Annotated in this window: 14 protein-coding genes; 8 read left to right on the top strand and 6 right to left on the bottom strand. The window is 52.5% G+C overall.

The window, feature by feature from the left end; genetic code table 11:
* Positions 1 to 471: 471 nt before the first annotated feature.
* Positions 472 to 1,809 carry an SEC-C metal-binding domain-containing protein gene (locus D5S03_RS04880; RefSeq protein ID WP_287042840.1) on the top strand — a complete coding sequence of 446 codons (1,338 nt, stop codon included), beginning with the start codon at positions 472 to 474 and terminating at the stop codon, positions 1,807 to 1,809.
* Between the two features lie 177 nt (positions 1,810 to 1,986).
* Positions 1,987 to 2,769, top strand: a complete 783-nt coding sequence (locus D5S03_RS04875; protein WP_287042839.1) for a class I SAM-dependent methyltransferase — start codon at positions 1,987 to 1,989, stop codon at positions 2,767 to 2,769.
* Positions 2,770 to 2,833: 64 nt separating this feature from the next.
* On the opposite strand, the gene D5S03_RS04870 is transcribed toward D5S03_RS04875, so the two are convergent.
* Entirely contained in the window at positions 2,834 to 3,004 is a 171-nt protein-coding gene (locus tag D5S03_RS04870; RefSeq protein WP_287042838.1) for a hypothetical protein, read from the bottom strand.
* Positions 3,005 to 3,372: 368 nt separating this feature from the next.
* On the opposite strand from D5S03_RS04870, the gene D5S03_RS04865 reads away from it, so the two are divergent.
* Positions 3,373 to 3,594 (top strand): thioredoxin family protein, encoded by a 222-nt coding sequence (locus tag D5S03_RS04865; RefSeq protein WP_287042837.1) that lies wholly within the window; start codon positions 3,373 to 3,375, stop codon positions 3,592 to 3,594.
* An 83-nt stretch (positions 3,595 to 3,677) separates the two neighbouring features.
* On the opposite strand, the gene D5S03_RS04860 is transcribed toward D5S03_RS04865, so the two are convergent.
* Positions 3,678 to 4,181 (bottom strand): phosphatidylglycerophosphatase A family protein, encoded by a 504-nt coding sequence (locus tag D5S03_RS04860; protein ID WP_287042836.1) that lies wholly within the window; start codon positions 4,179 to 4,181, stop codon positions 3,678 to 3,680.
* The gene (locus D5S03_RS04855; RefSeq protein WP_287042835.1) at positions 4,178 to 4,819 is read right to left on the bottom strand and encodes a Maf family protein; all 642 of its coding nucleotides are present in this window, start codon (positions 4,817 to 4,819) and stop codon (positions 4,178 to 4,180) included. The genes D5S03_RS04860 and D5S03_RS04855 overlap by 4 nt, the downstream gene beginning before the upstream one ends.
* A gap of 397 nt (positions 4,820 to 5,216) precedes the next feature.
* Between D5S03_RS04855 and D5S03_RS04850 the strand changes: the two genes are divergently transcribed.
* Positions 5,217 to 6,581: an SH3 domain-containing protein gene (locus tag D5S03_RS04850; RefSeq protein ID WP_287042834.1), complete on the top strand. Its 1,365-nt coding sequence runs from the start codon at positions 5,217 to 5,219 to the stop codon at positions 6,579 to 6,581.
* A 366-nt stretch (positions 6,582 to 6,947) separates the two neighbouring features.
* Positions 6,948 to 7,391 carry a host attachment protein gene (locus tag D5S03_RS04845; RefSeq protein WP_287042833.1) on the top strand — a complete coding sequence of 148 codons (444 nt, stop codon included), beginning with the start codon at positions 6,948 to 6,950 and terminating at the stop codon, positions 7,389 to 7,391.
* A 59-nt stretch (positions 7,392 to 7,450) separates the two neighbouring features.
* Here D5S03_RS04845 and ftsH read toward each other — a convergent pair whose 3' ends face one another.
* Positions 7,451 to 9,292 (bottom strand): ATP-dependent zinc metalloprotease FtsH, encoded by a 1,842-nt coding sequence (gene ftsH, locus D5S03_RS04840; protein ID WP_287042832.1) that lies wholly within the window; start codon positions 9,290 to 9,292, stop codon positions 7,451 to 7,453.
* Positions 9,293 to 9,616: 324 nt separating this feature from the next.
* Here ftsH and D5S03_RS04835 point away from each other — a divergent pair, with 324 nt between their 5' ends.
* Genes D5S03_RS04835 through D5S03_RS04825 form a run of 3 tightly spaced genes read left to right on the top strand, consistent with a single transcriptional unit; the run spans position 9,617 to position 13,726 of the window.
* On the top strand, positions 9,617 to 10,390 hold the full coding sequence (locus D5S03_RS04835) for a MogA/MoaB family molybdenum cofactor biosynthesis protein (RefSeq protein WP_287042831.1): 774 nt from the start codon (positions 9,617 to 9,619) through the stop codon (positions 10,388 to 10,390).
* A 41-nt stretch (positions 10,391 to 10,431) separates the two neighbouring features.
* A complete protein-coding gene (locus D5S03_RS04830) occupies positions 10,432 to 13,515 on the top strand; it encodes a UvrD-helicase domain-containing protein (RefSeq protein WP_287042830.1) in 3,084 nt (1,027 codons plus the stop codon).
* Between the two features lie 52 nt (positions 13,516 to 13,567).
* Positions 13,568 to 13,726, top strand: a complete 159-nt coding sequence (locus D5S03_RS04825; protein WP_287042829.1) for a hypothetical protein — start codon at positions 13,568 to 13,570, stop codon at positions 13,724 to 13,726.
* Between the two features lie 41 nt (positions 13,727 to 13,767).
* Here D5S03_RS04825 and D5S03_RS04820 read toward each other — a convergent pair whose 3' ends face one another.
* Both D5S03_RS04820 and D5S03_RS04815 read right to left on the bottom strand, forming a co-directional pair.
* A complete protein-coding gene (locus D5S03_RS04820; RefSeq protein WP_287042828.1) occupies positions 13,768 to 14,133 on the bottom strand; it encodes a PIN domain-containing protein in 366 nt (121 codons plus the stop codon).
* Entirely contained in the window at positions 14,130 to 14,345 is a 216-nt protein-coding gene (locus tag D5S03_RS04815) for a ribbon-helix-helix protein, CopG family (RefSeq protein ID WP_287042827.1), read from the bottom strand. Before D5S03_RS04815 ends, D5S03_RS04820 begins: the two co-directional genes overlap by 4 nt.
* Between the last annotated feature and the right edge of the window lie 165 nt (positions 14,346 to 14,510).

The following is a 14,510-nucleotide window of genomic DNA, read 5'->3' as shown; positions in this document are numbered from 1 at the left end:
TGGGGACAGTCCCCGCGACACCTTTTCTGCACAAATGCAAAAATTACAGACGCGAAGTTTTGTGAACGTGCACAGTTAGTACTTAGCGGGGGACAGTCCCCAAGCCTGGTGCCAGCAATCACTACCAAGGACCCCCTGAATGATTACGCATATCTTTATCGTTGTTATTTTTTAGTGAATAACTTTAATCAATCACGGATGAACAAATTTATTCATTGACAAGTATCTGGGCTTTTTCCGGTGACCCTGCGCGGAAAAAGAGGCCCCTTCGGAGCAAAAGAGACTGCCCACGGAATACACGGAATTTCACGGAATATGCGATGCTTCGCAACGCTTAAAAAACTTCCGTGCCCTTCCTTGTGTTCTATGGGCAAAAACTCCTGGCTTTCTTTGAAAACGAAACAACATGCTTGTTTGGAATTTGTGCTAAACGCCTGAATATACACAACATCAAAGGAATTGTAAGTTTCCTTGGGGGCGTATCCTGAAAGCAGATACCGGGCTCGACATGGACTTCAAAGCAAAGAAGAAGTTTTTCCAGATGCAAAATCATTAAAAGAAGAGGAGAATTCAATGGGAGCAATTGCGGAATCAATGGCAGCGTATGCGCAGCCACTTATCGACGAGACAGACGGCACACCAGAACAGATAAACAAGGCGCTGGATATGGCACAGCTATGTTGGAATCTGGCTTTATTGCCGGAAGTCGAGCGTGCTGAGTATATCCAAGAGATGCGGCCGATGTTAAAAATGGATGATGAAGAATTCAAAGAGTTTCAATATTCATTCTTGATTCCGATGATCACAAGACATAAGCAGATGTTCCCGCAAATGCACGGACAAAAGCTTTCCAAGCCTGCAACCTCCGGTAAAATCGGTAGAAATTCTCCATGCCCTTGTGGCAGTGGCAAAAAATTCAAAAAATGTTGTATTGACAAGGAGAGCCCTGAAATTTCAGAAACCATCAGGGGGCATCACTGGCACTTAGAAGAAGTCGAGGGGCTTGAGACCAAAGAAATCATAGATAGATTAAAAAGGTTTGGTGTTGATTTTGACGAAGGACAGTTTCAAAAAGACGTTCAAAATTTTTATTCTGCAGAAGAGCTGGCTGACCACTGGAAAAAGAGATACACCATTACTGCCAGACATTTTGATTCAGATTTTATCTGGATGGCCTGTATGGTTTTATGGAAACGACTGGCTCCTGACGTGATTGGCTCTGAGCAGTTAAGTGATCTTATGAGTCAGGGATACGAACTTGTAAATGCCCAGGGAAAAGACCGGGTTGTAGAGGGTTGCAAGTTATGGTTGCAAGTCTGGGAGCACTTAAAACAAAGATTTACCAGTGAAATGAAAACTTTAGAGGATGCTGAAAAGGTATTTTCAGGCATGCAGTCTCTGTTTAACTGGTGCCAGGATCTTGAACAGGAACTTTACAACGCCGGCCTTGAAGACCAGTCTTTTTTTCATAGAAGAATCGAATACTGCAGGGAATTTTGTTCATTTTTTCCTGATTCGCGTGAATATTTAATAAGTAATATGAAGATAGCTGAAGCTGAATCATATTTTAAACTTGGAATGGTTACAGAAGCTGATCAGGCCTTTAAAGCATTGACTGAAGAATTTCCGGATAACGTCTGGGTGTATATCAGGTGGGGCGATATGTACTGTTTGGATTCACATGCTGAATATAAAAACATGGCAAAGGCCAGAGAAATATATCAAATGGCCTTGAAAATAGACTCAAAAGATAGCAGGTTTGTTACTGACAGGCTTAAATCACTGACAGAAGATGAACAAAACGGGTAAGGTATGCTGAGCCTGTTATTCTTTTGACCTGACCAGGTTGACATGTAACAATTCAGGGGGGTGCCGGAATCACGCTTCTGGCGTGACTGGGGACAGTCCCCGCGGTCCCCGGTCCCCGCGACACCACAATGAAGCGTAACAGTGCACGATCTATTTTTGGTGTCCAGGAGAACACCCATGTCAAGACAGGAAGAAGATCAGCCCATGGCCGCCATGTGGCCGGCATACAACGAACTGGCCTGGACCGAGGAATTCCTGGCCGATCCGGCTGAATATGAATACGAAGCCGGATTCTACGTGGAGCTTATAAAAGGCACAGCCATGGGTGATACCCCCCGGACCCTGCTGCATCTGGGCAGCGGTGCAGGCATGCACGACCGCGTATTCAAGAGGCATTTCAGGGTCACCGGGGTGGACCTGAGTCCGGGCATGCTGGAGAAAGCCCGCGCCAAAAATCCTGATGTGCAATACCTTGATGGAGACATGCGCAGCATTCGCCTGGGCCAGAAGTTCGATGCAGTGGCCATTCCGGACAGTACAGACTACCTGGTTACCCGGGATGATCTATACCGGGCCGTAAACACCGCTGTAGAGCATCTCAAAACGGGCGGTGTCTTGCTGGTGACCGCTAAACCCAAGGAAACCTTTCAAAACAACAACTTCGCCTACACCGGAGAAAAAGACGGCCTGCATCTGACCCTGCTGGAGAACAACTACATAAATCCTTACCGGCCTGATACCTATGAAGCCGTGTTCGTGTATCTGATCCGGCAGCAGGGGGAGCTGACCATACATATGGATCACCATGTCCTGGGACTTTTTTCCAAAAGGACCTGGGAACAGGCTTTCTGGGATGCCGGTCTGGACATGCAGGAAAAAATACTGGACGGTGTCTACGAAAGGTATATTATTGACGGGGGCTCATATCCGCTGACCGTGTTTGCAGGCATAAAGAATTGACTCTAAACTGTTACGATTTTGCATTTAGTCAGCCGGACAAATTGAATTAGCGCTTAAAATCTTGTCACTTTTCATCCGTGGAGCAACGCTCAATGTACTTTCTCCAGGTCTCCATGTCCTGCAGGGCGTGTTTTTTTTCGGGCCACTCCCCGAGGATTATCCATTCCCCCTTGGATTCAGAATATCGATATACCGCCCAGAACTCTCCAACCTGCTCTATTTTAAGCTCTTTCATTGTTTAATCCTTTTTAATCCTGTTTACTTTTTGTATGTCATATACCTGCCGAATAATCAACAACAATGTTCAAAGGAGTGTGAGTCCAGGCATTCAGAGATGCCGGCCTGGACATGCAGGAAAAAATACTGGACGGTGCATAAGAAATGTATATTATTGATGCAGGCTCATATCCGCTGACCGTGTTTACGGTAACAAGGAAATGAGCCTGAAGAATTTAAACAATCCTTAACGCAAAAAAAGGAGAAGTAGTCATGTCTTTGATAGAGTTGAATAAAGAAGACGAGTTTCAAAAAGAAGTCATGGAGCACCCGGGTTATGCTGCAGTTCTTATGCACATGCCCACCTGACCGGATTGCAGGTCTGCGGTGCAGGCCCTGAAGGAAGACAGGCACGGCCTGGATTCCAGGCTAAAGGTGCTGGCCTTTGAGATTGAAAGCCCCCGGAACCTGCCCTCATGGGCGGCAGGGGTGCGCGGTGTGCCCACATTTATAATTTTCAAAGACGGCCAGGAGGTGGACAGGCTGGTAGCCACAGGTAGAGATGATATTGTGGCCAGGCTGTCGCAGTGGTTTACGGCCAATTCCTGATCAAGGGGGCGGGAACATACTGGTGAAAAAAACGGCCTGCAACTACGCCTTATAACTGGTTGTATACAGGTAGTTCATAGGCTTTACAAAAGGGAAGGAAAAAGATTGGCCAGTATCAGGCGTTCCAGGATGGTCAGGGCTGCCAGGGCGTAAATCCCGGCCAGGAGGTCGTCCACCATGACCGAGTATCCGCCCGGAAACCACTTTTCCGAGCTTCTCACCGGCCAGGGCTTCAGGATATCAAAGAGCCTGAAAAGAAAAAAGCCGGCTGCCAGGAGAAATATTCCTGACGAGGCCAGAAAAAGGAAAGTCACCCATTGCCCCAGGACCTCGTCTATTACGGCCTGGCCTGGATCTTTTCGTCCGAAATGAGTCTCTGCCGCAGAACAGGCCCAGGAGCCCAGCAGAAAAAGTGCCGCCAGGATAAGTATCTGCACCGTAAGGCTGAAGGGAAGAAAAAGCCAGGGTGCAGCAATTACTGCTGCCAGGGACCCCCAGGTCCCCGGGGCTATGGGCATATAGCCCACCGGACCAACGGTGGCCAGGTGTCTGCCCAGGGTCTGCAGGACAGTGTTTCCGGCATTCATGGGCGATTATCTCCGGCTGCATGGATGGCTTGTATGTGCAGCAGGGCCTGGGTGACCCGGTCCAGGGGCAGGCCCACTACGTTGGTGTAGGAGCCATGCACTGAGCTGACCAGAAATGCGCCCACGCCCTGAATAGCATAGGCCCCGGCCTTGTCCCGGGGCTCACCTGTATTTATGTAAGCTTCCAGAATGTCCAGCCCCGCGGGGATCATCTCCACCCGGCTGACCACGCTGAAGCTCTCCCGGACCTGCCTGCTCTCACACCTGAGACAGAAGCCGGTTATGACCTCGTGGACATTTCCCTGCAGGCGCTCAAGCATTTCCAGGGCATGCTCCCGGGACCCGGGCTTGCCCATGACCTCTTTTTCCAGGACTACTATGGTGTCTGCTCCCAGTACAACATTGTCCGGGTTTTTTTCAGCTATAATCCTGCATTTTTCACTGGACATTTCCAGGGCGTAATGCTCTGGGTCCTGGCCGGATCTGATGGGCGGCTCTTTGTAGTCGGCAGGCACCACCCGGAAGTCCAGGCCCAGGGAAGACAGAAGCATCTGCCGGCGCGGGGAGGCCGAGGCCAGTATTATTTCCCGGGCCGTGCGGAACGGTCCCTGTGCAAGCAGGTAATTATCGGTGTTCAATGTTGTTCCCCTTCAGTGAATTACTCTTGAAATCCTGTCATAAAAAACAAGAAATATTAGATCTGCGCTAAAAAAGTAGCAGGCTAAGCGTAAAGGACAAAAAAAGGAAGGGAGCTCATACAACCACCCCCGGCCCCTCCTTGGCTAAGGAGTGGAGTTTACGCCGTGCCCGTGATCTATACTGACGAGCAGGCCCGGTTGAACGTTGCCAAGCACTGCGCAAAGATAAATTTCTTCCTTTGCGATCTTCGCGCCTTTGCGTGAAAAAAATGGATTGCGGGGATGGCCTCCTTTAATATGAGGGCGTATTAATTGGTTTGAGCAGCAAAATCAAGGACGATCAGGCGCATCTGATGTTTTGACTTTTCATAGGCGTTAGCTGTAAATTAGAAGTATTATGAATACAAAAGAAAACATAGCCCCTTGCATGAATGTGCTGTTTTTCTGGCTGGTTCTGTCCATGCTGGCCCTGGCTTCCTGTGCTCCCAGGCAGGAGGGCATGGTCCGTGATCTGGAAGTGCTGCCCCAGAGCAGTGCTCATTATATCCCGGAGCTGACCGGGGAGCTTTTTTCTTTGGAAAAACAGGGCGAGCTTTACCGGGATTTCCGGGAAGCATATTTTGGTCCATGGACCCGCTCGGAGCCAAAATTCGAGGCCCAGGACGTATTCTGGGGCTTTGATTTTATCCGGAACAGGGAAGTATATAAGGAGAACTATCTTCCTGCAGACCCGGACTGGTTGGGCATAATGCGCCAGCAATCCGATATTTCCGGATATCCTTCCAGGCACAAGCGGGCTGTTACAGTGGACAACGCTGACATGCGGGCCATGCCTTCCAGGAGCCCCGTATTTCTGGATCCCAAGTCTCCAGGCGAGGGCTTTCCCTTTGATTACCTGCAAAACACCCTGGTCCCGGCGGGAACCCCGGTGCTCATTACCCATGTCACCCGCGACGGAGACTGGGCACTGGCCGAGACAGACTACGCCGCCGGCTGGATGCGCTGGTCCGGGCTGGCCTTGGTGGATGATGACTTTGTACAGAAATTCAAGTCCGGGCCTTTAGCAGGATTTGTGCAGGACCAGGCCCCGGTTTATACCGCCGGGGGAAGGCATGTTTTCACGGGCCGGGTGGGCATGCTCCTGCCGCAGGGTGAAAGCGGAGGATTGAAAGACGGACAGGGGATTATGGTCCCTGTGCGCGATGAGCATGGACAAGCCGCGCTGGTGGAGGGCAAGACCCGAAGCGGGGTGTTGCAGAAATTACCAGTACCTCCCACCGGGGATAATTTTGCAGGGATGATGGATTCCATGCTGGGGCAGGCATACGGCTGGGGAGGCATGTATGAAAACCGCGACTGCTCCGCTCTCTTGCAGGATCTGTTCAGGATGTACGGTATATTTCTGCCCCGCAACTCAGCTCAGCAGAAAAGTTTCAAAGAGCCCGTCTCCCTGGAGGGTCTTGCCCGGGAAAAGAAGCTGGACAAGATCGTGGAAAAGGGCAGACCGCTTTTAAGCATTCTGTATATGCCGGGGCATGTAATGCTTTATCTGGGTAAAGATCCCGGATCCAACAAGCCGGTGGTTTATCATTCCATGTGGGGCTTAAGGACCAGCCGGGTCTGGCACTCGGAGCCGGGCAGGCATATAATCGGGCGAACCGTCATCACTTCCCTGGAGCCAGGCCGGGAGTTGCGGAATCTGGCCCGTCCAGAGGGGCTTTTAATAAACCGGGTGACCCATATGACCACTGTGGTGGATTAGGGATTTTGGATTGGGGAATTTAGGAATTTAGGAATTTAGGAATTTAGGGATTGGGGGATTGGGGAATTGGGGGATTGGGGGAGAAAGGCATGGAGCATAGGGCATAGGGCATGGCGCATGGAGCATGGGGCATAGGGCATGGGGAAGAGCAAGAAAAAGAAGGAGTGATGGAGGCAGAAGTTTTCAGGTATTCTGGTATTAAGGAATTGGGGGGTTATGGGATTAAAGGGGTGAGGGTTGCTATTACAGAGAAACTTATATCTGTGCAGGAGGGATGCGCATGCCTTGACTTTTCCGGTTTCAATGCCCATGCATTATGGAAGAAATCAGCATTCTCGGTCCCAACAACAATCAAGGAGGTAGAATATGGACTACAAAGCCTGGGTAGTGGTGGCGGACAGTTCGCAGGCAAGAATCTTTGGAGCCAATTCACGCGGAGGCGGTCTCACCGAGCTGGAAAAGTTCGAACATCCAGAGTCGCGCATGAAAGACCAGGACCTTAAAACGGATAAGGCCGGGCGTATGTATTCCATGCAGGGAGAATTCAGGACAACTGCAGAACAGACTCCGGCCCGCAAGATGGAAGCTGAACGTTTTGCCCAGAAGCTGGCTGATCATCTGGAAAAAAGCCAGCACAACAATAAATTTGAACGTCTGATCCTTGTGGCTGGCCCTTCATTTCTGGGTATGCTCAGAAACAGCCTCAAGGACACCACCCGCAAGACCCTGAGTAATGAGCTGGACAAGGATCTGTGCCGGGTGGAAAAATCCGAAGAAATCAGAAAACGCCTGCCTGAATACCTCTGGTAAGACCTTTAAAGCATGGCGCATGGGGCATGGGGCATGGCGCATGCCCCACGCTCCCTGCCCTAAGCTTTTTTCCCCTCAACTATGGCGTACACGGTTTCTCCGGAAACCTCATCATTCTGCATCAGGGATTCGGCCAGTTCGTCCATAGCCTGCCTGCGGGAGGATAACACCTCGTTTGCCCGCTCGTAAGCCTTTTTCAGAATGGCTTCTACTTCCAGGTCAATTTTCTGGGCGGTGGATTCGCTGTATTCCCTGGTTTTGCCCAGATCCTCTCCCAGGAAGATTTCCTTGCCCGGCCCGCCTGGCGCCATATGCTCGAAGGCCTCGCTCATTCCCCATTCCATGACCATTCTGCGTGCTATTTTGGTGGCTTCCTGCAGGTCGTTGGCCGCCCCGCTGGTGGCGGTGGAAAACACCTGGACCTCGGCGCAGCGTCCGCCCATCATCACCGCCAGGCGGTCCAGCAGATATTCCCGGGCAAAAATGTACTGTTCCCGGTCCGGAAACTGCTGTGTAGCTCCCATGGACTGACTTCTGGGTACGATTGAGACCTTGTATACCGGGTCCGCATGGGGCAGTACCGCTCCCACAATGGCGTGCCCGGCTTCATGGTAAGCCACCATGCGCTTTTCTTCATGAGTCATGACCAGTCCGTGGCGCTTCAGGCCCATGAGGATCTTGTCCCTGGCCGTTTCAATGTCCTGGTTGTTGATATGGCTGCGTCCATCCCTGGCCGCCATGAGGGCGGCCTCGTTCATGAGGTTCTCCAGGTCCGCCCCGGAAAAACCGGGAGTTTCCCTGGCCAGGCGTTCCAGGTCCACATCCTGGCCAAGCTGTTTATTTTTGGAATGCACCTGAAGAAGCTCCACACGGTCCTGGACCGTGGGCAGATCCACCAGGATACGCCGGTCGAATCTTCCTGGTCTGGTCAGGGCAGGGTCCAGGATGTCCGGACGGTTGGTGGAGGTCATGACCACGATGTTTTCATGTTCTTCAAAACCGTCCAGTTCCCCCAGAAGCTGGTTCAGGGTCTGCTCCCGCTCGTCATGGCCTCCGCCCATTCCTGAACCGCGCCTGCGGCCTATGGCGTCAATCTCGTCAATGTAGATAATGCTCGGGGCGTTTTGCCTGGCTTCTTCAAACAGGTTGCGCACCCTCTTGGCTCCCACTCCCACAAACATTTCCATGAAGTCCGATCCGGTGATACTTAAAAAGGAGACCCCGGACTCGCCGGCCACCGCCTTGGCCAGAAGTGTCTTGCCTGTGCCGGGCGGGCCCACAAGTATTACTCCCCGGGGAACCTTGCCCCCCATTTCGTGGATTTTCCCGGGATCCTTGAGGTAGTCCACAACTTCCATGAGTTCCACCTTGGCCTCCCTGGCTCCGGCCACGTCCTGGAAGGTGGTGCTCTGCTTGCCCTGGTCGAATTTTTTGGCCTGGCTTTTGCCGAGACCGAACATCCCGCCTCCGCCCTGCATTTTTCTGTACTGGGAATAAATAAGCAGCGCGATAAGGAGCAAGGGTATGGTGGAAAGAAGCAGATACCAGAAGATGGGACTTCGCTCCGGCTGGGTATAGACCTGGATGTCCTTTTCCTGGAGAAGGGGCATGAGCTGGTCATCTCCAAAGGCCGGGGTATAGGTCACAAAATCGGTATAGGTGATATCATCCTTTTCCACTTCTTCATGTACCGAGCCTTCAATCCTGTCCCCGCGCACGGTGACTTCCTCCACGTTGTCCTCGCGCAGCTGAGCCAGGAAGTCGCTGTAGCTGATTTGCGCCGGCTGCCACATGGGGCCTGCAAAATTCCAGAAAAGCAGGACCAGAAACAATAAAATCAGAACATGCAGAAAAGTATCGTTTCGAAAATCGGGTTTTTGCTGTTTTTGCTTGTCTTGCATAAATAACTCCTTTGTAAAACATACGTGCATCAGTTGCTGATTTCAAGCAAGGATTGTGGGTTAGAAATCGGGATTTAGGGGATTCAGGAATTGTGGGATTGGGGAATTCAGGGATTGGGGGGATTGAGGGATTGGGGGATTGGGGGATTGGGGAATTCAGGGAATTGGGGAGTTGAGGGGGTGGGGGTTATTGTGGGCCGGGGTGTGGATTCGGTGCTTGATCCGGGACAGGGTTTTCTCTATTCTGCCGTTTGTGCTGGAAACATATGCTGTCTGTTGCGGGAACAGGAAAGCCGGACGGGTAAAAAATACGGGAGAGCGGGCATGTTGGTTATCCAAGGTAAAGGAAAAATTGCTGCTGGAAAAACCTTAGTTCTGGGGCCGCCGGGTGCAGTGGGAGTGCGCGGCACTTACACAGGTGATGATCCGGGGCTTAGAGCACTTCGGGCCGGGGTCTTTTTGCAGCGGGATATTCCTGTTTTTCAGGTGCTGGATAAGCCCTGGATAAACGGGGACGGTGAGACAGGCTTTCTGGGAATTGTTCTTCAGGCCCTGGCGGATGTGGACCTGGAAGAAAGTCCTGAGCTGCGGGTCAAGTGCCGGGGAAGATCCCTGGCCTGGATAACCCTGAGCGACAAGGGGGCCAGGGGGGAGCGTACAGACACCAGCGGCCCCATGATCCGGGAGACCGCAGAAAAAGGGCTTTCTCTTACTCTTTGCAGGGGCTGGGTTATACCCGATGATGCTTATCTTCTACGTTCGCTTCTGCAGCACCTGGCTTTTAATTCCGGTTTTGACCTGATAGTCACCACCGGCGGCACCGGACTCGGGCCACGGGATATCACCCCCGAGGTGACCGGTCATGCAGTAGAAAAGCGCCTGCCGGGATTCGAGCAGGCCATGATGGCCGCCTCCCTGCAGAAGACCCCGCATGCAGCTATCTCCCGGGCGGTAGCCGGCACCCTGGATCAAAGCATCATTTTAAACCTCCCGGGAAGTCCCAGGGGGGTCAAAGAAAACCTGGAAGCAGTGTTGCCGGCCATGGAGCATGCCCTGGCCAAGCTGCAGGGGGATGTCGCCGACTGTGCTACGAAATAGAAGCCTGATTTTTATCGGGCAAACTAATTAGCGTGGGAACTATGGATACATTTCTGGCTGATCTGCACATACATTCCTGTTATTCCCGGGCCACCAGCAAAAGCCTTGATCCTCCAAGCCTGGCCGCCTGGGCCGCGGCCAAGGGCATCCATGTGGTGGGCACCGGCGATTTTACCCATCCCGGCTGGATGCAGATGCTGAGAGAGCACCTGGTCCAGGGGGAAGACGGCCTGCTCTGCCTGCGTGAAAAAAGCGACCTGTCCTCATATATACCCGGCTTTGAGCAAAGGCTGGAGGCAAAAACAAGGTTCATGCTTTCAGCGGAGATAAGCTCCATCTACAAGCAGGGGGGCAGGGTGCGCAAAATCCACAACCTGGTTTTTTTCCCGGGATTTGAACAGGCCGAAAAGTTCAACAGCAAGCTGGAGCGCATCGGCAACCTCAAGGCCGACGGACGGCCCATCCTGGGCCTGGACTCCAGGAGCCTTCTGGAGATGGTTCTGGAGACAGACCCCTGGGGTTTTGTAATCCCTGCCCATATATGGACGCCCTGGTTTTCCCTTTTTGGTTCCAAGTCCGGGTTCGACAGTCTGGAAGAGTGTTTCGGAGACCTGGCGGGCCATATTTTCGCCCTGGAAACAGGACTTTCCTCTGATCCGGAAATGAACTGGATGTGGAGCAAGCTGGACCGTTTTGCCATGGTGTCCAATTCTGATGCACACAGCGCTGAAAACCTGGGCCGGGAAGTGAATCTTTTTCAGGGAGAAATGAGTTACGAGGGCATGTTTCGGGCTCTGCGCCGGGAGGGTCTGGGCAACAGGTTTCTGGGGACCCTGGAATTTTATCCTGAAGAGGGCAAGTATCACCTGGACGGGCATCGCAAGTGCAATGTGGTCATGGATCCCAGGCAGACCCTGGCCCACAGGGGCAAATGTCCGGTGTGCGGCAAGGATATCACCGTCGGCGTACTCAACAGGGTCATGGCCATGGCTGACCGGCAGGAGCCCAGTCGACCTGATTATCAGCCGGGGTTTTCCTCGGTAATTCCTTTAAAGGAGATAATTTCAGAGATCCTGGGGGTCGGGCCCAAAACCAAAAAAGTGCATGCCTTTTACAACAGCCTGGTACACAGGTTCGGTCCGGAGCTGCAGATACTGCAAAACGTGCCGGTGGAAGACCTGGGCAGGTTCAACAGTCCACTGGGCAAAGGCATTGCCAGGATGCGTTCTGGTGAGGTTATCCGCCGGCCCGGGTATGACGGGGAATACGGGGTGGTCAGAGTTTTTACCGACACTGAAAGGCAGGAGTTCAAGAAGGGTAAAAGGCTCATTCCTGTAGCTGAAGACACCCGGAAACAGGAATATAAGCGCATAAAGTCCGTGCAGGAAGACCCTGAGGGTGCTGCTTTGATGCTGGAAAAGCCCCTGGAATTCAATGCCGCCCAGCAGCAGGCCATTGAGGCCGGTCCGGAGCCCGTTCTGGTCATGGCCGGTCCGGGCACGGGCAAGACCCAGACCCTCATGGGCAAAGTAAGCAGTCTTCTTGAGCAGGAGATAAACCCCAGGCACATCCTGGTGCTGACTTTTACCCGCAAGGCGGCCAGGGAACTCAAGGAACGCCTGATAAGCATACATGGAGATGATCAGGCCCTGCCCCGGGCGGAAACTATGCACGCCATGGCCTTTGAGCACTGGAAAAGAGTCTATGGTGAAGAACCGCTTATCCTGGGTGAAGAAGAGGCATTCAAAGTTTTTGCAGACTCCAGCCCGGAACTGAAGGGTTCAGCAGTGAAAAAGGCCTGGCAGGAGACAGGGGCTGCCAGGGAACAGCTTCTGGAGATCCCTGTTGCCGGACAGAAATACAATCGACAGAAGCAGGACTGGAACCAGGTGGACTATACCGATCTGCTGGAGTTCTGGCTGCAGGAACTGCAAAGCGGCAAATTTGTCCGGCCTTACACCCATGTGCTGGTGGACGAGATCCAGGATCTGTCCAGGCTGCAGCTGGAGATAATCAGGGAATTGCTCCCGGAGAAAGGGGAGGGATTTTTCGGCATCGGCGATCCCAGACAGTCCATTTACGGCTTTCGCGGCGCAGTGGGAGATGTGCCGCAGGTGCTTCGTTCTTACTGGCCGGATCTGCAGGTTGTAAGCCTCAAGGAAAATTACCGTTCGGCCCGGGCAATCCTGGAGCTGTCCCAGGGTCTTTTTCCAGAAGACGCAAGTCTTGAGGCCAGGGTGGAGTTTCCGGCCGGCATGAACCTGTACCGGGGTGCCGAAGGATTGCAGGAAGCCCACTGGGTGGGGCAGAGAATCGGTGAGCTCCTGGGAGGTACAGGACACTGGCAGATGGACGGGCAGACAGAGCGCTCAGGCCTGGCCCCGGAGGATATAGCCATCCTGGTACGCTTCAAGGCTCTGGGAGCTGTCCTGGAAAAAGAGCTGCACCGAATGGGCATACCGGTCTGTGTGCCGCAACAGGAGCCGTTTTATCAGGATCACAGAGTGGAGCTTATCCTCAAGGCGGCGGGCCGGGTGCTTGGGGTCAGCTGGAGCGAAGAGGTGTTTGAGTGCCCGGAAAAGGTGCTGGCTAAAGGTCCCCTTGGCCTGGCAGCTTATCTTGGGGATATGCCGCCCTTTGACAGGTTTTTCTGGCAGAGCAAAGCATTCAGGGAGCTGGAAAAGCTGTACCGGGATAAAGGAGGCTGGGCAGGGCTTATAAACCATATCCGTCTGGAAAGCGAGCTGGATCAGGCTGAAATGAAGAGCAGAAAGGTCAAAATCCTGACCATGCACGCGGCCAAAGGCCTGGAGTTTGAAGCAGTTTTTCTTCCATGCCTGGAGGATGGAATAGTACCTTTCGCCGGGATGGATTTCCTGCTGGGCAAGGCCGCTCAGATAGAACAGAAAAGTGATGAGCTTGAAGAAAAAAGGCTTTTTTATGTGGCACTCACCAGGGCCAGGCGACATCTTTTTCTAAGCCTGGCCAGCAGCAGAAAGGTGTATGGTCGGCTGCTCAGGCTGAAGGAGTCCAGGTTTTTATCCATGCTTGACCTGACAGGGGTACATAAGACCAGGGCCAGGATCTGTAAAACTAAAAGGGAAAAGAGGCCCAGACTTTTTTAGTCCGGTTTGAGTGCGCAGGCGCTTCTCCAGGGTGGCAGGTGCAAAGGGGGGTATGCGTTTAACGCAGGAGGAAGTTGTAGAAGAACTTTTCGTAGAGCGTACAGACCCGTTGAGCCATGACCGGCCTGAACCCTGCGCTCCTGAGACGACAATAGACATGCAGGGGGTTAAAATGATGCTGAATAAAACATTTGACTTTTTTCATATTTAAATATCAGCAATAAGCATGCCTTAATCTCTGATAAAGTGTACCTATATGAAAAAAACAAAAAAATCAAGTCTTTTGTTGGATCCTGAATCGGGATTAAAAAGGTTTGGGGATTGGGGGATTGCCTCCACATTTCCTGGTGAAACCAGACCAGGGATCACCAGATCGTCCGGATCGCGGCAGCTTTCCGGATCAACTGCCGAAGGTGTCACGGTTGCTGCATTATTGCGCAGCAATTGCAGGTACTCGGCCACAACAGGAGCGGGGACATTGATTTTGAATCGCAGCTTTTCGAGGCCTTCGCAGATGATGAGCTGATGTTGTTCCAGGCAAAGCTCAAAAACCGCCTCGCAAACCCCGCGGGTGGCTGCAGCCGCGATAATGACGTTGGCATCAAGAACAACCCTCATGACAGTGCCTTGAATACATCCTCGTCAGTCAGCAGGCCTTGTGCCTCGGCAAAGGGCAAAATCTTCCCGCGCACAGAGCGAAATTTTTCCACTGCGATATAACGTTTCAGCGATTCCCGGACAATATCGCTGACCGCCCTGTTTTCTGCACGGCTGAGCTGGTCAAGCTCGTTTTTCATGCTTTCCGGCAGGCGAACAGTAAGTATAGTCATGGCTGGCCCTCCTGCTGAATGGTTACCGTGAGGAATATTTCCAGGGCACTGAGAAGCAGGCGGCGCAGCTGCATCTCACCTGGTCCCGGCCGGAAATGCAGGGTATCCCTCCAAAAAAGCCCCGGAGATGGTCTTTTTGCAGGTAAAAATTGACATGCCAGGGCC

This window comes from Desulfonatronospira sp. MSAO_Bac3, from assembly GCF_003838035.1.
GTDB lineage: Bacteria > Desulfobacterota > Desulfovibrionia > Desulfovibrionales > Desulfonatronovibrionaceae > Desulfonatronospira > Desulfonatronospira thiodismutans.
Note: the sequence above shows the minus strand (reverse complement) of the source record. Positions and strands in the feature narration are given on the sequence as shown.